The organism is Neobacillus vireti (assembly GCF_001026695.1).
In the GTDB taxonomy this organism is placed as follows: domain Bacteria; phylum Bacillota; class Bacilli; order Bacillales; family Cytobacillaceae; genus Neobacillus; species Neobacillus vireti.
Genome location: NZ_LDNB01000021.1, coordinates 21517 through 42408, shown reverse-complemented (window position 1 = coordinate 42408; position 20892 = coordinate 21517). Strand labels below are relative to the sequence as shown.

Annotated in this window: 18 protein-coding genes and 1 riboswitch; of the genes, 14 read left to right on the top strand and 4 right to left on the bottom strand. The window is 39.1% G+C overall.

Translation table 11 applies throughout. From position 1 onward, the window contains the following. The first annotated feature begins 166 nt into the window (after positions 1–166). The 9 genes from argC (at position 167) to argH (ending at position 12645) form a co-directional block, all read left to right on the top strand. Complete coding sequence (gene argC, locus AA980_RS23885) at positions 167–1204, top strand: N-acetyl-gamma-glutamyl-phosphate reductase (protein WP_024030248.1); 1038 nt, start codon at positions 167–169, stop codon at positions 1202–1204. Positions 1205–1267: 63 nt separating this feature from the next. Then, positions 1268–2494 carry a bifunctional glutamate N-acetyltransferase/amino-acid acetyltransferase ArgJ gene (gene argJ, locus AA980_RS23880; RefSeq protein WP_034724810.1) on the top strand — a complete coding sequence of 409 codons (1227 nt, stop codon included), beginning with the start codon at positions 1268–1270 and terminating at the stop codon, positions 2492–2494. 12 nt (positions 2495–2506) lie between these two features. Beyond that, a complete protein-coding gene (gene argB, locus AA980_RS23875; RefSeq protein ID WP_024030250.1) occupies positions 2507–3301 on the top strand; it encodes an acetylglutamate kinase in 795 nt (264 codons plus the stop codon). Beyond that, a complete protein-coding gene (locus AA980_RS23870) occupies positions 3301–4500 on the top strand; it encodes an acetylornithine transaminase (protein ID WP_024030251.1) in 1200 nt (399 codons plus the stop codon). The genes argB and AA980_RS23870 overlap by 1 nt, the downstream gene beginning before the upstream one ends. Before the next feature lie 6 nt (positions 4501–4506). Further along, entirely contained in the window at positions 4507–5583 is a 1077-nt protein-coding gene (locus tag AA980_RS23865) for a carbamoyl phosphate synthase small subunit (RefSeq protein WP_024030252.1), read from the top strand. Continuing rightward, positions 5570–8806 carry a carbamoyl-phosphate synthase (glutamine-hydrolyzing) large subunit gene (carB, locus tag AA980_RS23860; protein ID WP_034724808.1) on the top strand — a complete coding sequence of 1079 codons (3237 nt, stop codon included), beginning with the start codon at positions 5570–5572 and terminating at the stop codon, positions 8804–8806. The genes AA980_RS23865 and carB overlap by 14 nt, the downstream gene beginning before the upstream one ends. Continuing rightward, complete coding sequence (gene argF, locus AA980_RS23855; protein ID WP_024030254.1) at positions 8790–9761, top strand: ornithine carbamoyltransferase; 972 nt, start codon at positions 8790–8792, stop codon at positions 9759–9761. Before carB ends, argF begins: the two co-directional genes overlap by 17 nt. 79 nt (positions 9762–9840) lie before the next feature. Further along, a complete protein-coding gene (locus AA980_RS23850; protein ID WP_024030255.1) occupies positions 9841–11052 on the top strand; it encodes an argininosuccinate synthase in 1212 nt (403 codons plus the stop codon). 216 nt (positions 11053–11268) lie between these two features. Further along, complete coding sequence (gene argH, locus AA980_RS23845) at positions 11269–12645, top strand: argininosuccinate lyase (RefSeq protein ID WP_024030256.1); 1377 nt, start codon at positions 11269–11271, stop codon at positions 12643–12645. 90 nt (positions 12646–12735) lie between these two features. On the opposite strand, the gene AA980_RS23840 is transcribed toward argH, so the two are convergent. Further along, on the bottom strand, positions 12736–13626 hold the full coding sequence (locus AA980_RS23840) for an ROK family protein (RefSeq protein ID WP_024030257.1): 891 nt from the start codon (positions 13624–13626) through the stop codon (positions 12736–12738). Positions 13627–13675: 49 nt separating this feature from the next. Beyond that, positions 13676–14107 (bottom strand): ATP-binding protein, encoded by a 432-nt coding sequence (locus tag AA980_RS23835; RefSeq protein WP_024030258.1) that lies wholly within the window; start codon positions 14105–14107, stop codon positions 13676–13678. A 365-nt stretch (positions 14108–14472) separates the two neighbouring features. On the opposite strand from AA980_RS23835, the gene AA980_RS25975 reads away from it, so the two are divergent. The 5 genes from AA980_RS25975 (at position 14473) to AA980_RS23810 (ending at position 20231) form a co-directional block, all read left to right on the top strand. After that, entirely contained in the window at positions 14473–15594 is a 1122-nt protein-coding gene (locus AA980_RS25975; RefSeq protein WP_024030804.1) for a galactosyltransferase-related protein, read from the top strand. Positions 15595–15799: 205 nt separating this feature from the next. Then, positions 15800–15911, top strand: a riboswitch (SAM riboswitch). Positions 15912–15982: 71 nt separating this feature from the next. Next, the gene (locus AA980_RS23825) at positions 15983–17215 is read left to right on the top strand and encodes a homoserine dehydrogenase (protein ID WP_024030805.1); all 1233 of its coding nucleotides are present in this window, start codon (positions 15983–15985) and stop codon (positions 17213–17215) included. A gap of 180 nt (positions 17216–17395) precedes the next feature. Continuing rightward, positions 17396–18688 (top strand): glycosyltransferase, encoded by a 1293-nt coding sequence (locus AA980_RS23820; RefSeq protein ID WP_024030806.1) that lies wholly within the window; start codon positions 17396–17398, stop codon positions 18686–18688. Positions 18689–18709: 21 nt separating this feature from the next. Further along, complete coding sequence (locus tag AA980_RS23815; RefSeq protein WP_024030807.1) at positions 18710–19390, top strand: glycosyltransferase; 681 nt, start codon at positions 18710–18712, stop codon at positions 19388–19390. A 343-nt stretch (positions 19391–19733) separates the two neighbouring features. After that, positions 19734–20231 (top strand): DoxX family protein, encoded by a 498-nt coding sequence (locus AA980_RS23810; RefSeq protein ID WP_024030808.1) that lies wholly within the window; start codon positions 19734–19736, stop codon positions 20229–20231. A 131-nt stretch (positions 20232–20362) separates the two neighbouring features. Here AA980_RS23810 and AA980_RS23805 read toward each other — a convergent pair whose 3' ends face one another. After that, positions 20363–20551 (bottom strand): YfhD family protein, encoded by a 189-nt coding sequence (locus AA980_RS23805; RefSeq protein WP_034725098.1) that lies wholly within the window; start codon positions 20549–20551, stop codon positions 20363–20365. 146 nt (positions 20552–20697) lie between these two features. Then, positions 20698–20832 carry a YfhE family protein gene (locus AA980_RS26680; protein ID WP_082195836.1) on the bottom strand — a complete coding sequence of 45 codons (135 nt, stop codon included), beginning with the start codon at positions 20830–20832 and terminating at the stop codon, positions 20698–20700. Between the last annotated feature and the right edge of the window lie 60 nt (positions 20833–20892).

Here is a 20892-nt window from a genome sequence, read left to right as displayed (position 1 = left end):
TATATACATAATAATTGTATATCCTTAAAACGTAAAATGTAAGCGATTTCAAATTAAAAAGCAGTGATTTCCAATTAAAACAGAAAATTAAGCAATATTTATATTGAATAATTATATAATCGTGTGTATAATAATTCATTATTAAAGCAATGCAGGAGTTGAGGAAATGAAGGCTGCAATTATTGGTGGAACAGGATACGGGTCAATTGAATTAGTAAGGTTAATGAAAAAGCACCCTCACATAGAAATAGGTACAGTTGTTTCCAACTCGCATGCAGGGGCCAAGTTTAGTGAAAATTATCCGCAGCTGTCTAATATCGTTGATCCTATTCTTGAAGCATTCAATCCAGATAGAATATGCCAGGAAAACGACCTTGTATTTTTTGCGACACCCTCAGGAGTGAGTAGTAAACTTGTTCCACCACTATTGGATAGAGGGATAAAATGTATTGATTTATCTGGAGATTTCCGGCTAAGGTCAAGCGAGGAATATGAATCATGGTATAAACATACACCAGTCTCAGAGGATTATTTAAACCATGCAATATACGGTTTAAGTGAAATTTATGCAGAAAAGATTAAAACTGCAAATCTAATAGCCAATCCTGGCTGCTATCCGACAGCTGCTGCACTGGGCCTTATTCCAATACTTAAATCTAATTTAGCGGATTTAAATACAATAATAATTGATGCAAAATCAGGGGTTTCTGGTGCTGGGAGAGGACTTTCATTAACTTCCCACTACGCAGAAATTAATGAAAACTTAAAAGCTTATAAATTAGGAGCGCATCAGCATATACCGGAAATTGAGCAGACTTTTCAGGATGAAACTGGTCATCCAATCACGATTACTTTTACGACCCACTTGGTGCCTATGACAAGAGGGATCATGTGCACGATGTATTTATCGTTAAACGAGAACGTTACCACTGATGAGATTCAACAAATATACAGTGAATTTTATAAATATAAACCGTTTGTGAGAGTCAGATCTCAAGGTGCTTTTCCGGCTACTAAAGAAGTACTTGGTTCGAACTATTGCGATATTGGGCTTCATTTTGATGCAAGAACAAATCGATTAACCGTTATTTCCGTCATCGACAATTTAGTTAAAGGAGCAGCAGGCCAGGCCATTCAAAATGTAAATATCATGAATGGCTGGGATGAACAGACAGGACTTGAATTTATCCCAATGTACCCATAAATATTTACTAGTTTTATAGTCCAACAGAGTAACCTAGGGAAATTAAAGGAGGAAAATTAAGTGATACAGGCAATAACCACTAATGAAATAATTGTTTCTGAAAAGGAAAGTGTTACCCTGCCTAAAGGCTATAAAGCTGGCGGAATGCATTGTGGAATAAAAAGAAAACGACTCGATCTGGGGTATATTGTGTCAGATGTTCCTGCCGCTGTTGCGGGTGTATATACAACAAATTTATTTCAAGCAGCCCCATTATTAGTTACACAAGAAAGTATAGCGAAAGAAAATAAAATCCAAGCAATTCTTGTGAATTCCGGTAATGCCAATGCTTGTACTGGCGAACAAGGATTAGCAGATGCACTGACCATGCAAAAAGAATTCGCATACGAAATGGGAATTCAAGACCACTTGGTTGCAGTAACATCTACTGGGGTTATTGGTGAATTGCTTCCTATGGGTAATATCACAAATGGCATTAAACAAATTCTCCAGAAAGAATATGAAAATGAAGAAAACTTTAAGAAAGCAATCCTAACTACAGATACAAGTACAAAAGAGATTGCCGTTCAGTTTACTATTGACGGAAAAACAGTAAGCATCGGCGGTGCAGCTAAAGGTTCTGGAATGATCCATCCCAATATGGCTACGATGCTCGGCTTCGTCACAACGGATGCAAACATTGCCCATGAAGATCTTCTTTCTGCCTTAAGAGAAGTAACGAATACAACATTCAATATGATCACTGTAGATGGAGATACAAGCACAAACGACATGGTATTGGTAATGGCGAATGGGCTGGCAGAGAATAACGAGCTTACTAAAGATCATTCAGAATGGGACGTTTTTAAACAGGGGTTACAGATTGTTTGTGAATCACTTGCTAAAAAAATTGCCCGTGATGGCGAAGGAGCTACAAAGCTAGTCGAAGTAAAAGTTAATGGCGCCTTCAGCACTAATGCAGCAAGAGCAGTTGGAAAATCAATCATTTCTTCTAATCTTGTTAAAACAGCTATCTATGGAACTGATCCAAACTGGGGAAGAATAGTTACGGCCATAGGCTATAGCGGTGTACCAGTAGAACCAACTGCAATTAAAGTTTCAATTGGTCCATTCACTGTATTCGAAAACGGTCTGCCAAGTCAATTTATTGAAGAAGAAGTGAAGGAATACTTAGAGTCAGAAAATGTAAAGTTAATTGTTGAATTAAATCAAGGTGATTCTTGCGCAACTGCCTGGGGATGCGACTTAACATACGATTATGTGAAAATCAACGCATCATACCGTACTTAAGGAGGCCGAAAAATGAAATATTTAGTCATTAAGTGTGGCGGCAGTGTGTTAGATAGTCTACCAAGATCATTTTTTGAAGATGTGGTTAAGATGCATCAGCTCGGAGAATGGACACCAATTATTGTCCATGGCGGCGGCCCACTCATCACTTCATTATTAAAGAGCTTAAACGTTGAAACCAAATTCGTAAATGGACTCAGGGTAACGGATCATCAAGTTTTAGATGTAGTAGAAATGGTTCTAAGCGGTTCTGTTAATAAACAGGTGGTAAGAAATATTGTTGAGGTTGACGGAAATGCGATTGGCGTAAGTGGAGTAGACGGAGGTTTATTAAAAGCTATACCAGCACGAGATGCCAAGACATTAGGCTTCGTTGGCGAAGTAGTGGAAGTCAATCAAAGCATAATCGAAGGGATCATCAATCAAGGTTACATTCCAGTTATCTCACCTGTTGGAATTGATTTCAGTGGGCAACGCTATAACATAAACGGCGACATCGCGGCATCCGCAATCGCAAATGCTTTAGGAGCAAATCTTTGCTTTATCAGTGATATTCCGGGGATTTTAATTGAACAGAATGGAAAAAAAATGAAACTTGATAAAGTTTCAAAATCAATCATCGAAGAAATGATCGGCAATCAAACTATATATGGCGGAATGATTCCAAAGGTAACCGCGGCAATTGACGGCCTTGTTCATAACATACCTGAAGTTGGTATTATCAACGGACTTGATAAAGATAGCCTAATAGATTTTGTAAACGGAAAGAATATCGGAACAAAAATTATTTTAGAGGAGATTGCGTAATGACAACTAATAATTCTATCTCCGTAGCGTCGCCTGTCATGGCAACTTACTCCCGCTTTCCAATCACAATCGTGAAGGGAAAAGGAAGTTACGTATGGGACGATCAAGGGCATAAATTCTTAGATTTCACATCCGGTATTGCCACCTGTAATTTAGGCCATGTTCCAGACGTGGTTAAAGGGAAACTAGAAGAACAATTACAAAATATCTGGCATTGCTCAAACCTCTACAATATACCGAACCAAGAGCAACTTGCATCCCTTCTTACAACAAACAGCTGCGGTGACCAAGTCTTTTTTTGCAATAGTGGTGCAGAAGCAAATGAAGCCGCAATAAAACTAGCTAGAAGATACGCAAATAAGGTTAAAGGCAGCGGCTCATCCGACGTCGTCACATTCCAGCAATCATTTCATGGCAGAACTTTAGCCACCTTAACAGCTACTGGACAGGAAAAAATCCAACAGGGATTTTCACCGCTAATGCCTGGGTTCAGCTACCTGCCATACAATGGCAGCGAAGCACTGGAAAAACTTCATATAATCAAACCGGCTGCAGTACTGCTTGAGCTTATTCAAGGAGAAGGCGGAGTCATTCCCGCAAATAAGGATTGGGTAAAAAAACTCTCCCAGATTTGTAAAGCAAACGATATCCTGCTAATGGTCGACGAAATTCAAACTGGAATCGGCCGAACAGGTACCCTTTTTGCCTATGAACAATACGAAATTGAACCAGATATCATCAGCATTGCCAAAGGCCTCGGCTCAGGCTTTCCAATCGGAGCCATCATTGCAAAAGAAGAGGCGGCAAAAGGTTTTGAGCCAGGCAGTCACGGCAGTACCTTTGGCGGGAATCCATTAGCGACCGCAGCAGGGCTGGCCACAGTTACCCATATACTTGAAAGTAATTTACTCAAACACGTTATCCAAATCACGGATTACTTGGATCAACAACTCCAAGACTTGAAGGAAAAATACTCTTTTATAAAAGAAATCCGAGGAAAAGGCCTGCTTAAAGGTTTGGTTATTGAAGCCAATGCTATAGAAATCGTCCAAAAAGCAATAACGAAAAACCTTCTTATTTTAACAGCCGGCCAGAATGTCGTTCGGATTTTACCACCGTTAACTGTAACAAAAGAAGAAATCAACGAATTTGCGAATAAATTGGAATGTGTTTTTCTAAGTTTAGAGGAAGGCGAGTGAGCGAACTTGGAGCAGGGATACCTTACTTTGGAAACGGGAGAAGTATTTGAAGGCTCCTTAATCGGTGCTGAAAAGGATTCTCTTGGAGAAGTAGTTTTTAACACGAGCATGACCGGATACCAAGAAATCATCACCGACCCTTCATACGCTGGTCAAATCATCACCTTCTGCTATCCGATTATAGGAAACTATGGAATCAATGCACTGGATGATGAAAGCATTACACCTGCATTATCAGGGGTAATAATCGGTGATTTATGCGAGATACCAAGTCATTATCAGTCGATTCATAAGTTTTCTGAAAAACTAAAACAGGCAGGAGTTCCCGGTATAGCGGGAGTAGATACTAGACTTCTCGTCAAAACAATCCGCAACCGCGGGACAGTCAAAGGATACTTATGCCATACGAAGAAGGCAAAATTGCCAATAACAGAAAAACAGGCATTTTGGGTTGAAAAAGTATCGACTAAGGTAACGCAATATTTCAAAAATAAAGGGCCACATGTAGTTTTATTTGACTATGGTTATAAAAAATCTATTCTACATGCTCTTTTAGATGAAAACTGTGCGGTTACAATTGTGCCATATAACACTCCTTTTGAAAAAATAAAAGCGATAAATCCGGATGGTGTCTTGTTAAGCAACGGACCAGGCGACCCAATGGAACTTCAAAAGTGGTTCCCGGAGATTAAAAAGATTACCCAAGCTTACCCTGCACTCGGAATATGTCTTGGACACCAATTAATTGCCTTAGCATATGGAGCCCATACGAAAAAACTTGCCTTCGGACATCGCGGCGGCAACCACCCGGTTAAGGAACTAACCACTGGTAAGGTCAAAATAACAGCCCAAAATCACGGCTACGTTGTTGTTGACGAAAGTATTGATAAGAACGTTTTTGCTGTAACCTTTCGAAATGTAAATGATCGATCAATTGAAGGTCTGAAGCATCAATGCTATCCAATTCAAACCGTCCAATTTCATCCCGAAGCCCATCCGGGACCAAGCGATACAGAATATATATTAAAAGATTTCGTAGGTCAGATTGCATCATTGGGAGAGACCGTTTATGCCGCTAAATAAAAACTTAAAAAAAGTCCTCGTTATCGGATCTGGCCCAATTGTCATTGGCCAGGCTGCAGAATTTGATTATGCCGGGACACAGGCATGTATTGCCCTTAAAGAAGAGGGAATTGAGGTCGTTTTAATCAATAACAACCCGGCAACGATTATGACAGATGAGACATACGCCGACAAGGTATATATCGAACCGTTAAACGTAGCAACCATTGAAAAGATTATTCAAAAAGAAAAGCCAGATGGTGTGATCGGCACACTTGGCGGGCAAACAGGATTGAATTTAACTGTTCAGCTTTATGAACAAAACATATTAGAAAAATATAATGTTGAACTGCTTGGAACCTCCGTGGAGTCCATCAAAAATGGTGAAGACCGGGAAAAATTTCGTAACCTGATGCTTGAAATCGCTGAACCGATACCGGAATCAGCGATCATTCACAGCTTTGAAGAAGGGGCAGCTTTTGTAAAGAAAATTGGCTTTCCAGTCATCATTCGCCCAGCCTATACCCTTGGAGGAGAAGGAGGCGGCTTTGCATATAACGAAGTGGAACTCGAAATCGCTCTAAAGAAAGGCTTAGCGTCAAGTCCGATTCATCAAGTATTAGTCGAAAAAAGCATTAAAGGCTGGAAGGAAATTGAATATGAGGTCATGAGAGACGGCAATGATACATGCATCATTGTTTGTAACATGGAAAACATGGACCCTGTTGGTATTCATACAGGAGATTCGATTGTTGTTGCACCATCACAGACATTAACAGATGTTCAATATCAAATGCTCCGTGACGTTTCGATAAGAGTGATTAGGGAACTAGAAATAATTGGCGGATGCAATATCCAGTTCGCGCTTCACCCGGAATCGAATCAATATTACATCATTGAAGTGAACCCAAGGGTCAGCCGCTCGTCAGCACTTGCCTCAAAAGCAACCGGGTATCCAATTGCCCGAATGGCGGCAAAATGTGCCATTGGTTATCACCTGGATGAGATTGTGAATCCAATAACAGGTAATACCTTTGCTTCATTTGAGCCGGCGATTGATTATATTGTAGTAAAACTGCCTCGCTTTCCGTTTGACAAGTTCCCTGAAGCTGACAGAACACTCGGAACACAAATGAAAGCAACCGGAGAAGTCATGGCAATTGACCGTACTTTTGAAGGGGCATTAAATAAAGCAATCCGGTCAATGGAAATGAATGTTTACGGTCTCTGCCTTGAGGGAAATAGGTCTTTAAACGAGAATTCCTTGTTTGAACTGCTTGAAAATGCAAATGACCAAAGGCTTTTCGTAATAGCCGAAGCATTCAGAAGAGGAAATTCTTTTGAAAAAATTCAACAGTTAACCGGGATTGACCCATGGTTTTTACACAAAATTAGCTCAATCGTTGCGTTAGAAACGGAACTAGCTTCCTTTGACTGGGGCAATGTTCCGACAGCATTGCTGAAAAAGGTAAAACGTAACAATGTTGCCGACAAGCTATTAGCGCAAATATTTAATATCCCAGAAAAAAAGGTCAGAAATAAGTGGAGAGAACTCAACTGGAAACCAGGCTATAAGATGGTGGATACTTGTTCGGCAGAGTTTGATGCCATTACACCGTACTACTATTCTACATGGCACGGATTTGATGAAGTAGAAGTGACGAACAAACGGAAAATCCTTGTCATTGGATCTGGCCCAATCCGTATCGGCCAGGGAATTGAATTTGATTATTGTTCAGTCCATGCCGCAAAAGCGATCAAGAAAAAAGGCTATGAAGCGGTAGTAATTAATAACAATCCTGAAACCGTTAGTACGGACTATTCAGTTGCCGACCGGCTGTATTTTGAACCACTTGCTGCTGAAGATGTCCTTCATGTCATTGAAAAAGAAAAAGTTGACGGTGTATTGATTCAGTTCGGCGGGCAAACGGCTATCAATCTGGCGCAGGCGTTAGAAGAAGAGGGCGTCAATATTTTAGGGACTAGAGTTGAAAATATAAATCTTCTTGAAGATCGAAAGGAATTTTATCAGCTTTTAGAAAACTTAAATATCCCGCATATCGAAGGGAAAACAGCAGCATATTCTGAAGAACTAATAGAAGCAGCGGCCCAGTTGGGTTACCCAGTGCTTGTCCGTCCATCGTATGTCATTGGCGGTCAAGCGATGTTTACAATTTTTTCAGAAGAGGAACTAAAACAGTATATCATTCAGCTGGAGAAAAATTCTCATGCGGAGATGTGGCCGTTATTAGTCGATAAATTTTTGCCAGGGCTAGAATGTGAGGTTGATGTGATCAGCGATGGCTGCAACATAGTTGTTCCGGGAATTTTTGAACATATTGAAAAAGCCGGTGTTCATTCAGGTGACAGCATCTCGGTGTTTCCACCGCTCTCGTTATCAGCAAAAACCAAAGAAACAATCATTCATTATGCAGAAAAAATTGCAACATCAGTATCAGCAATCGGCATGATGAACATTCAATATGTCATTTATAATGATGAAGTCTTTGTGCTTGAGGTAAACCCGCGTTCATCAAGAACCGTGCCAATCATCAGTAAAATAACGGGGATTCCAATGATTGAATGGGCTGTAAGTGTCCAATTAGGAGAATCTCTAAACGACCTATCCTCAGATAAAGGTTTGCTTTCTGAACCTGACTTTTTTGCTGTCAAAACGCCGGTGTTTTCATCAAGCAAGCTTAAGGGTGTGGATCATGTGCTTGGACCGGAAATGAAATCAACCGGGGAAGTACTTGGAATGGGAGAAACGTATCAGGCGGCACTTGAAAAAGCGATTTCTGCACTTAAGGGAAACACGGAAGCCGAGTATCTGTTTTGTTCTATTTCTGACCGAGAAAAACCTGAAAGTCTTTCAATTATGAAGGAACTTAGCAAGCTCGGTTACAAGATTGTTGCGACAGCGGGAACTGCGTTGTTTTTCCAAAGCAATGGTCTTAAGGTTGAACAAGTGGTCAAAAATGATAAAGAGGTAAATGAGCTTTTTCGAAAACAGCCAATCAAGGCTGTAATTAATATCCCAAGCCAAGGGCGAAATAAACTCAAATTTGGTTTTAAAATTCGAGAACATGCCGTTCGTTACCAGCTGCCAGTATTTACACATCTAGATACGCTTGAAGCATTTTGCAGTTTACAAAATCCATTCATGTCAGATGGGGAAGTACGAACAATCCGTGAGTTTGATAATTTGAAAAAAAGAGGTGTTGACCATGTTAGAAGCATATAAATTAAGTAAAATGGAAAAAAATCATTTGAAGGGAAAAGATTTTTTACAGCTTTCAGACTACAGCACTGACGATATTCATTATTTGTTAGACGTGGCCCAGGAGTTAAAGGCACAGCAGAAACAGGGAAAACCTCATCCGTATTTAAGCGGAAAAGTATTAGGGATGATTTTTGAAAAATCATCAACTCGTACACGAGTATCGTTTGAAGTTGGCATGCTTCAGCTTGGCGGTCATGCCATTTTCCTTAGTTCGAAGGACATCCAGCTAGGCAGAGGCGAAAGTATTTCTGATACAGCGAAAGTATTATCCCGTTATGTCGATGGAATTATGATTCGCACATTTTCACACGATTCGGTTGAAGAGTTGGCGGAGCATGCTTCAATCCCTGTTATTAATGGATTAACAGATTTACAACACCCATGTCAGGTATTAGCGGATCTCTTGACCATCCTAGAACATAAAGGAAAACTGGTCGGCTTAAAGATGTGCTATTTGGGAGACGGTAATAATAATATGGCGCACTCGCTGATGGAGGGTGCAGTTAAAACAGGAATGAATTTTAGTATTGCTAGCCCGGAAGGTTATCTGCCAAATGGAAAAGTAACAGGGAAGGCAATCGAAGCGGGCAAACTTACAGGAAGTACGGTTGAGGTTACAAACAATCCACAGGAAGCTGTTAAAGACGCAGATGTCATCGTTACAGATGTGTGGACCAGTATGGGGCAGGAAGAAGAAACCGAAAAGCGATTGAAGGTATTCGAATCTTATCAAGTAAATGAGGATCTATGCAAGCTTGCTAAGAACGACTTTATCTTTTTACATTGTCTGCCGGCACATCGCGGTGAAGAGGTTACCGCCGATATTATCGATGGACCCCACTCGGTTGTATTCGATGAGGCTGAGAACCGCCTTCATGCACAAAAAGCAATTTTAAAATTATTACTAGCAAAATAGTATTTATTTTTTTGAGATTTGCTGTATAATAATTCTATCTAATGAATATTAATGCAATCTAACGAAAGGGAGAATACAAATGACTAAGGAAAAAATTGTTTTGGCCTATTCAGGCGGTTTAGATACATCGGTATCGGTTAAATGGATTCAGGAAAAATACGGCTATGATGTGATTGCACTAGGGCTTGATGTTGGTGAAGGGAAAGATTTAGAGGCGATTAAAAATAAGGCTTTGAATGTGGGAGCGAGTAAAGCGTATATCGTCGATGCAAAGGAATTGTTAGCGAAGGAATATATTTTACCGGCTTTAAAGGCAAATTGCTTATACGAAGGTAAGTATCCATTATCCTCAGCCCTTTCCCGACCGTTGATTTCTAAATTACTAGTTGAGGTTGCTGAAAAAGAGGGTGCAACCGCTGTTGCCCACGGTTGTACTGGAAAAGGAAATGATCAAGTTCGTTTTGAAGTTTCGATTCAAGCGTTAAATCCAAGTTTAAAAGTGGTGGCTCCTGTTCGTGAATGGGGCATGACCCGTGATGAGGAGATTGCCTATGCCGAGGAAAATGGAATTCCAATCCCTGTTGATTTAGACAATCCGTTTTCGATTGATGCTAACATTTGGGGCCGTGCCTGTGAAGCTGGAGTGCTTGAAAATCCATGGGCAGAGGCACCGGAAGCGGCGTTTGATTGGACGAATCCAATTGAATTAACACCAAATGCAGCGGAATATGTGGAAATTGAATTTGACCAAGGTGTCCCTGTTGCTCTAAATGGCGAAAAGCTGCCATTAGTACAGTTAATTGAAACGTTAAATGAGCTTGGCGGCAAGCACGGTGTGGGCCGTATCGATCATATTGAAAATAGATTAGTAGGCATTAAATCGCGTGAAGTGTATGAAAATCCAGCAGCGCTCATTTTAATCAATGCTCATAAAGAATTAGAGTTTCTAACCTTGACTCGTGAGGTCACGCAATTTAAAACGCAGGTTGAACAACAGATGGCAAAAATTATTTATGAAGGTCTCTGGTATTCTCCGTTAAAAGCGGCACTTGATGCCTTTATTGATGAAACACAAAAGGTGGTGTCAGGCACCATCCGAGTTAAGCTTCTAAAAGGGAATCACACGGTTGTCGGCCGAAAATCACCGCATAGTCTTTACAATGAGGAATTAGCAACCTACTCAAAAGGAGATGCCTTTGATCATAATGCGGCAGTTGGTTTTATTAAACTTTGGGGTTTACCGACTAAGGTTTATTCTGAAGTGAATAAAAAAGAATCGGTTCTAAAATAGTTTTTAGAGTGCCCCCGGAGATAAATTTCGGGGGCAAACTTCTTAAGAAGTCTACTATGCCAAAGGCAATTTTGCGATTCGCTGATAAAAATGGAAATTCGCCGATATAATGGTCAGATTCGCTGATAAAATGCAAAATCCGCCGATAAACACCAAAAAATCGCTGATAAACTATTTTTGGAGGCAAAAACACCTTGTTTGAAGGGAGAAAACTACATGTCTAAGCTATGGGGCGGACGTTTTACAAAGGAAACGAACAAATTAGTGGAAGAATTTACAGCTTCGATCAATTTTGATCAAAAACTAGCCAAAGAGGATATTGCAGGCAGCCTTGCACATGTCCAAATGCTGGGGGAATGCGGCATAATCCCGATGGAGGATGCTGAAAAAATTAAGGATGGCCTTCTTTCGATAAAACAGATGGTAGAAAATAACGAGGTTGAGTTCTTAGTGGAAGATGAAGATATTCATATGAATATTGAAAAACTATTAATTGAAAAAATTGGCCCTGTGGGCGGTAAGCTACATACGGGCCGCAGCCGTAACGATCAAGTAGCAACAGATATGCATATTTATTTACGATCAAAAACAACCGAGCTGATTAAATTACTGGAAGATGTCCAGCAGGCATTAATCGGGCAGGCAAAAGAGAATGTGCAAACGTTGATTCCAGGGTATACACACTTGCAGCGGGCCCAGCCGGTTTCCTTTGCCCACCATGTGATGGCCTATTTTTGGATGTTTGAACGTGATAAAGAGAGATTACTAGATTCTCTAAAACGGATTAACTGGCTTCCTCTCGGTTCTGGTGCCTTGGCAGGGACAACATTTCCAATCAACCGTGAACTTGTTGCCGAGCTGCTAGGGTTCGAAACGGTATATCCAAACAGTATGGATGCCGTTAGTGACCGCGATTTTATTCTTGAATTTTTATCAATCGGTTCCATTATTATGACGCATATTTCCAGACTTTCTGAAGAATTGGTCATCTGGTCTAGCCAGGAGTTTCAATTTGTGGAGCTGGATGACTCCTTCTGTACAGGCTCAAGTATTATGCCGCAAAAGAAAAACCCGGACGTGCCAGAACTGCTCAGAGGAAAAACGGGCCGCACGTATGGCAATTTGATTGGGTTGCTAACGGTGCTGAAAGGTTTGCCGCTCGCTTACAACAAGGATTTGCAGGAAGATAAAGAAGGAATGTTTGATACAGTGGAGACACTAGAAGGGTCATTAAAGCTGTTGGCACCAATGATCGAAACGATGACCGTTAAAAAGGATATAATGCGTAAGGCGATCAACAATGACTTTTCCAATGCCACTGATATTGCCGATTACTTGGTTAGAAAAGGGTTACCGTTCCGCGAAGCCCATGAAGTGATTGGAAAAATTGTCTTGCATGCCATTCAATCTAACCAATTTTTACTGGATTTAAATTTCGAAGAATATCAAGAGTTCAGTCCACTATTTGAAAAAGATATTTATAGAGTATTGGCTCCTGAGCATGTAGTTGCCGTAAGAAACAGCTTTGGCGGAACAGCACCGGAACAGGTATCGAAGCAAATTGCACTGGCTGAAGGGAAACTACAAGAATAAGTGTTGTGAAATGCCCGCTATTTGGCGGGCATTACCTATTTTCCATCGGGTACCAAAAGTTTGAGATTAACGTTTCTAGGTAATTTAATTTTATACACCTTGCTTTTGGATGAAATGGTACATTGCTCCAATCATTCCTGCGTCATTTTGATACTTACAACTTTCGACAGGGATCTTAATATCTTTCCACCCGGGAATCTGGTCAAGTTTATTGTTAATATTACCTAACAAACCTTGTTGGGCAATTACTCCCCCGCCAATTAAAATTTTTTGAGGGTTTAACGTTGCTGCCAAGTTATAAATTCCATAACTAATGTTTCGAATCCAGTCATCAAGTAGTTCTTTTACCGAACTATTATGGCTGGATTCTAAAAAAACTGTTTCTCCTTTAATGTTTTCATATTCACTAATACTCTTTAGTTTTTTATAGGACTTAATTAAGGCATTAGTAGAAGCATTGGAGTGCAGTATATCCCTACCATTGTTTCTGGCTTGAGTAATCATAAAACCAAATTCACCGCCTCTAAAACTGTGACCATGCAAAAGTTTCCCGTTAATAAATATACCCCCTCCTATTCCAGTCCCAATTGTGACACAAATAAAATCAGTACATTTTTTTGCGTTACCACTTATTTTTTCTGCTAAAGCAGCACAATTTCCGTCATTTTCAATTTCAATCGGCAGCGAAGTTCTTTTTTTTAATAATTTTTTTAGATTCTGGTTATCTAGTGCTTTTACCGCGCCTCCACGTTCTGAGTAACCTGTATGAGGGTTAATAAAGCCCGGTAAGCTAATAGCTACACCGCTTATATTATAATTTTTAGTATAGATGTGAATGATATCTACCATTTCTTTTAAAAATAATTCTAGATTTGTACAATGAGTATCGAAACTATCTTTTGAAAGAATAGTTCCATTCTCTAGTAATATACCGTGCTTTACTTTTGTCCCGCCTATATCAAAGCAAATATACTTTTTCAATTTCCTTCCTCCTAATCTGCGAATTGTTGTAAGCTTGAAGGTATTTTTGCTATATGACCTTTATAATAGTTCCTTCATCTGAAGTCGGCTTCTGGAATTCTTTATATATTTGTTTTAAAACATTTTCAGATAGTCGCTTCAGCTTTCTGTTACGTTGTTTACAAGTTTCATAATCAGTATCTACATGGAATATTTCCAAAGTAAGTCCAAATTCCTTCGCAACACGAATCCATCTTTTGCGACGATCTCTGGTTCTGTTTGTGGTATCAACAAGGACGTAATGTCCACTTTTTAGCAAAGAACGTACCATAAGTTCAGCGCTTTCCCACACTAGCGGTTCTGCTTCTGCTTTGTATATTTGGCCATGCAAAGCTTGCCTAATATCATCTAGAGATACACGTACCCAACCTTGCTTCTGAAGAGTTTTACTGTATGTTGATTTTCCGCTTAATGGCATCCCACACATAATGCCCAATTTCACTTTTCATCTCTCCCAAATCAGATTCGCATCCACTCTCTAAATGGCAGCGACAAATAAATTTCACATAATTAGCATGTCCTTCTACCTTATAAAATGCAATTGCGCATTGATTTGAAAGGTACAATAAACTATGTTGCAATTACCAAATGATATAAATAAATCCCTCATGAAGCAGATGCCAGCGGTCAGCGAGACATTAATTTCTGAATACCCCATGTTGAATTACTCTAATTCGTCAAATTGCCCTGCCATAACTAATCATTCAGCAGAAGCATTATACATGCCGTTTCCATCACAGATCCATTCACATACAGTAAGAAATAATAGAAATTATAAAAATTTTTATAAAAAAGGAGAGAGTTGCAGTGTTAGAAAACGTTTCAATAATTGTACCTTTCCAAACAGACAATGGTCCAAGAGCGAAGGCGTTTGAATGGATTAAAAGATATTATGCTCGTGCGATGCCCGAAGCTGAATTATGTTTGGGACTAATCAATGGCGAGGACATTAATAAATCTAAGGCTGTAAACTTTGCAGCTAAAAAAGCAACAAAAGATATTTTTGTAATAGCTGATGCGGATGTCGTTTATAACTCCAATATTATTGTAGAAGCGATAAAACTACTTGATAAAGCAGCATGGGTAGTCCCTTTTACTGAAGTTTATAATATTGAATGGCAAGGTACTGAAAGATTACTTAAAACTAAACCAAAGTGGCCAATTGATGTAAAGTATGAAGAATGTAACAAATCAAATTGGGTTTATGAAGGATTTGCAGGAAAACTCTTTGTCATTCCTCGAGTAAACTTTGAAGCAGTTGGTGGTTTTGATGAACGGTTTATTGGTTGGGGAGGCGAAGATGATGCATTTTCACATGCTGTCCGTACGCTTTGCGGAGAAATCGTAAATATTAAAGGGAAACTATTTCACTTATGGCACCCTAGTTCGAACTATCAAACAAATCCACATGGTAAAGCGAATGCTGAGCTTCTCGGCCGCTATATGCAGGCAAGTGGAAACAAGAAAAAAATGACCAAACTCATTTATGAACGGAAAAATACTTTAGAAAACTTTGAAACTAAAAATAGTGATCATTTGAACAGTTATGATAATTTAGGCGGCTATAAAAATGAATTAATTGGATCTTTGTATTTTGAAAATAAACATAATACAAAAAAGTATAAAAATAAAAAATATCCGTGGTATGAGGATAATCCAAATAATTATGCCATTTCCATTCCAATCAAGAGTAAGTTTGGTAACTTAGAGATTATTGTTCGGTCAGGTTCTTCTTTGACCCATTATTGGCAAGACCCTAATGGAAAAGGGCGTAAAAGTAAGACGTTTGCTAAAGGTGTAACGGGAAATCCTCTTTTTTTTGAAAATAATTCAGGGCAATTTGTAGTAGTCAGTAAATTAAAAACTGGTGGAGTTGGCTTTTGGCTAAGAGACAACAAAGCACCTGGCTACCCTTGGTCTGGACTATGACTAATAGCCAATTTTTTTGTATGAAAATATAGGTAATCACCCTTATCAACCACTTTTTATAAAACATATAATGACGATGAAGCAATTAAAAATCTGTGTCTTAATTTCAAGAATTATATAGATGTGGATTCCGAATTTATTGACACTTCAAATTGTTTAAATTAAAATGAATTTTAATAATAAAATGGTGACGCATAAATATATACTCTTATCCAGAGCGGCGGAGGGACTAGGCCCGATGAAGCCCGGCAACCTTCAAGGTATTCCTTGAAAAGGTGCTAATTCCTGCAGGTTATTTTGAACCTGACAGATAAGAGGAGGAAATGAACCCTCTTCTTATGGAAGAGGGTTTTTTGCTTATCATTAAATCTAAAGGGGTGGATTAACCATGAGTGCAATAAAAGTGGCGATTCTTGGTTTTGGAACGGTTGGTGAAGGGGTTTATCGGACCATACAATCCCATTCGGAAGAGTTAACAGCTGTTTTAGGAAAAAAGGTGGAGGTAGCTGCTGTCCTCATTAAAAACAAGCAAAAGGAAAGAGCAATAAATGAAGATGTGCTTGTTACAACGGATTTTTCAGAAATTCTAGAGCTGCCTCAGCTTGACATTGTGGTCGAAGCCATTGTCGACAAAGAACCAACGTTCACATTTTTGAAAAAGGCAATCGAGCGCGGCTGTCATATTATCACTGCTAATAAAGAGATGTTTGCCCACCACGGGAAAGAGTTGTTCGAGCTTGCGGAGGAGAATCATGTTTCCGTGGGTTTTGAAGCAACGGTGGCAGGGGGAATTCCAGTTATTCAAACACTAAGGCAGTTATTAAAAATAAATCGTGTCCAGCAAGTCCAAGGCATTCTTAACGGGACATCAAATTTCATTTTGACGGAAATGCGCGTGAAAAAGCAGTCATTTGCTGAAAGCTTACTCTCGGCACAAGTGAATGGCTATGCGGAGGCGGACCCGACTAATGACGTTGAAGGCTATGATGCTTTTTATAAAACAATGATCCTGAGCCGTATCGCTTTTGGGGAAGAACCGAATTGGCAGGATGTCGAGCGGGAGGGGATTACTTCAATAACTATTAAATTAATTGAAGCTGCTGAAAAAATAGGTCTTAGATTCAAACATATTGCAAGCCTTAGTAGAGCAGGAGGACAAATAAAGGCTTCGGTTAAACCTGTTCTTGTTGGAAGTGAACACCCATTCTACCATGTCGAGGGAGTAGAGAACGCTGTAAATGTTTTCTCCGATATAGTCGGAAGAATCACCCTCCAGGGGCCAGGTGCCGGAATGTATCCCACTGCAAGTGCGGTAATTGAAGATTTGGTGTATGTCTGTCAAAGTAAGCCTGCCAAAAGTAGTGTAACTCCTTCACCCACAGCCATTTCGGAACCGGAAAATCCACAGGGAAAAGAAACTTGGCTTGTATATGGACTTGCCAAGAAACAACTTAACACGTCGATTTTGTGGATTGAACAGGTTTCTGAAGGGACGTTTATCATTCAGGCGACTAAGAAAGATGTTGAACAGCTGGTTCGTCAACAAAATGCACAAGGCTATTATCCTATAGTTGGAGAATATGACGTGGAAATGAAAGATGAAGTAGTAACAGCACTTTAATCCAAATTGGTCATTCTAAATCACCTTTGCCGCGTTATACATCTTTTCCTTAAAAAAGAGCATCAATTGCTCTTTTTTTATAGGGAGGAGTTTAGTCAAATTAAAAAGGCATTCATATATTGTGTAAAAGCACAACAAAGTGGACTGATTATTTCAAAAAAGAAAATGAAGGAGTAAGTCATGTCAGGTAATAGGTATAATTGGTCAAGTAGTATCCTTAAGGATAGCATCGAAAAAGATTTGCAAACTCCCCAAAAAAGCCTAATTCCAGATAACAACACCAACCAAGATATTGAAGTCAGTATCATCATTCCATCCCAAAATAGATATCCTCTAAATTTATTCACCCTCTACTCACTCGAACATCAAACCTTTAATCCCGATAATATGGAAGTGATTTTCATTGATGATGCTTCAACCGACGAAACGAAAGAAAAACTATTAAACTATTCACCACCCTATCATTTTAAATATATTGTCAGTAATGAAAAGCTTGGCAGAGCGAAGGCTAGAAATTTAGGTATTCGTTCCGCAAGGGGAAGAATTCTTATCTTTCTTGATGCGGAAATGATAACAGAACCAGATTTCGTCGAAAATCATTATAACTATCATCAATCCAAAGATAACGTAATTGTGTCGGGTGCCATGTATACCAAAGCGCTATTTTCATGTATTTTCCCTGATTTCTCCAAGCGAAAAATCAATACAATCGCAGACTTAGCGAAAAATAATCAAGAAATATATGCGCGATTCCAAGCGTGCAAATTTCCACTTGAAAAACCTTGTCCATTATTAGAAAAAAAAGATATCGCTAGAAAGACCTTCAAGGATATAGCATCTAAAGGATATCGATGGTTTCAACAAATAACCAGAAATTTTGGTGAAAATTTATCTGGTTTTGCGTTTCCGTGGATGGCGTTTATTACTGGTAATGTCTCTGTATGTAAAGATTTGATCGTACAGGCAGGGGTGTTTGATGGGGATTTTTACCACTATGGTTATGAAGATTGGGAACTTGGCTACCGATTAAGTAAACTGGGTGCCCAATATATTGTAAGTGAACAAGTGGCCGCATACCACCAAGAGCATCCTATAGGGGAACGAAAATGGAGAGAGACAATCGGGAACTTCGGTCTTTTTACGATAAAACATCATGATGTCGAAGTGTTGATTCTGGGATTAGAGCTTTCCGGTCTTACCGATTTATTGATGATGAATAATATAGTAAGGGAATACACATTACTTGTTCAGTCTAACCCAGAGAGGTTCCAAAATCTCCAAGAAAAATTTATTACTATTCTTGAAACAATTATCCTTTTCCTCGAAGTTGATATCCGTAATATCAATATCTTAGGAGCAGCTGGCTTTGATTCAATTGCTAGAAAACAGCTGCAAGGAGATATTTATTTCATCAAAACATTAAACGAGTATCCAAATTTAACTGATTTTCTGGAAAAAATCTTAAAATCCTAACTGTTGAGAAGGAGTGAAAAAGTGGTTTCCATCATTACATGCACAATAAGAGAAGAGAATATCGAAAATGTATTTCATAATTTCCAGCAGCAAACCTGGAAGGATAAAGAGCTAATTATTATCTTAAATAAGGATTCGATGAACATTGATAAGTGGATCAAAAATTCAAAAGACTTTCCCAATGTTCAGGTCTATCAACTTCATGAAAATACAACGCTAGGCGATTGCCTAAATTTTGGCGTGATGAAATCAAACTATGATTTTATCGCAAAATTTGATGATGATGATTATTATGGTCCAGAATACATTTCTAGTTCAATGAATGCCTTTAAAGACAGCAAAGTTTCGATAGTCGGAAAAAGCTCTTATTATATTTATTTTAAAAATAGGAAGGCCTTGATTCATGTAAAAGGTACAGAGAATTCCATCACCGACACTGTTGCAGGCGCAACATTATTGTTTAGAAAAGATGTGTTTTACCATGTCCGTTTTAAAAAAGTAGATTGTGCTGAGGATTATCTTTTTATTAAAGATGCAAAAAAAGAAGGGTTTGTTATCTATTCGACGGATCATCACGATTTTGCTGTCATCCGGCAAGATTCAGAAAAACACACTTGGAAGATTTCAGATAAGGATTTAATGAAATGGGGAAAATTAATCACTTATACGGATGACTTTCAATCCATCGTGGCAAAAGAGTAGTGCTGGTTGAACGTAAAGCATGATTCTAATCAATATTTAAAGAGGGGAGCAGGGCAAGAAAAGCCATATGCCGCCTCTTTTTTACATTACCAACATAAGCAACTTGGTAAGTTCACATTCTATTCAAATTTCTAATATTTATATGTTAAAAAACTGTGAAAGTCGTTGTCAAATTACTTCAAGGGGAGTATATTAAGAGTGTAGAGAAGATAGTGAAACATTTCACAAACTTCACTACAAGATACAGCTAGCTGAACAACCCCTTCATCGAAAAGGGGAATATAAATTTTATTTTACATTAGATTGTGAAGCATTTCACAAGTATTAATAGGAGATGATTGTGATGAGATGGTATAAAACCCCTGTCGCAGCAGTTGTTTGGACAGTATTGAGAGTATGGCTTGGATTACAATGGATTGAGGCAGGCTACCATAAGCTAACAGGTGGATTTGATGCAGGTGGATTCCTCAAATTTGCACTTGCTAATGCAAAAGGGGATCATCCAGCAGTGCAAGGTTGGTACGCTGACTTCTTACAACAATTCGCGATTCCAAACGTTCATATCTTCAACGTGTTAATCCCTTGGGGAGAATTACTTGTTGGTCTTGGATTAATCGTCGGTTTAGCGACGATCCCAGCTCTAATCGCCGGAGCCTTTATGAACTTAAACTTTATGCTTGCAGGTACAACTAGCACAAACCCGATTCTTTATACAGCAGCTATGATTCTCCTTTTCGTGGGAGCTGGAGCATACCTCTTCGGACTTGACCGCTATGCAGTACCATTTATCAAAGGCTATTTTAAGAAAGACCATTTGAAAGCAGTCAAAAGCAATCAATAGCAGTAACGAGTTCTAATCGCTTAAAAAATGAAAACCTCTCTTTAGAGCTCGATGAAATAATATTTCCCCCCCTTTTATAGTTGAGAAGCAGGGCAGACCTGCTTCTCTTTTTTCTCTGTCAGGAATATACCTTATTTATTTTTCCGATTTTTGACACGCTGGTTTGCTGCGTTTGAGCGTGCTTGTGCCTCCAGATCTGCATGGTCAGCAAGTTCTTGTGAAAACTCTACATCTATGCCATCTGACTTCATGTTCTTCGGTACCTGTGGAAGTGATCCTTTATTCTTATCACGAGTCCTGCCTCCGCGTGAACGTCCCATTGTAAAAACCCCTTTCAATTGTAAAGGCATGTTAGGAGCAACAATGCTCCTTTTACTAGCTTTTACAATTAGAAACGGGTCCATTAATGGTAAAAAATTTAAATTAATTTAACACTAGCCAGCTCGCACGTTCGGCCGTCAAGTTATTAAAGCTTTGTTTTTCTGTCATGGTAGCCGCCGGCACGGTCCGCCATTTTAAATTCTCTTTGGTAAGATACTTCCTGCATGCTTGTTAGTGGATATTTTCCTCTATCCTTATCTTTTTTCTTCTTTTCTGCCATCATACTCATTCCTTTCAAAATTGTACTTATTTCCATTTTTACCTTTAAAGAAAGGAATGA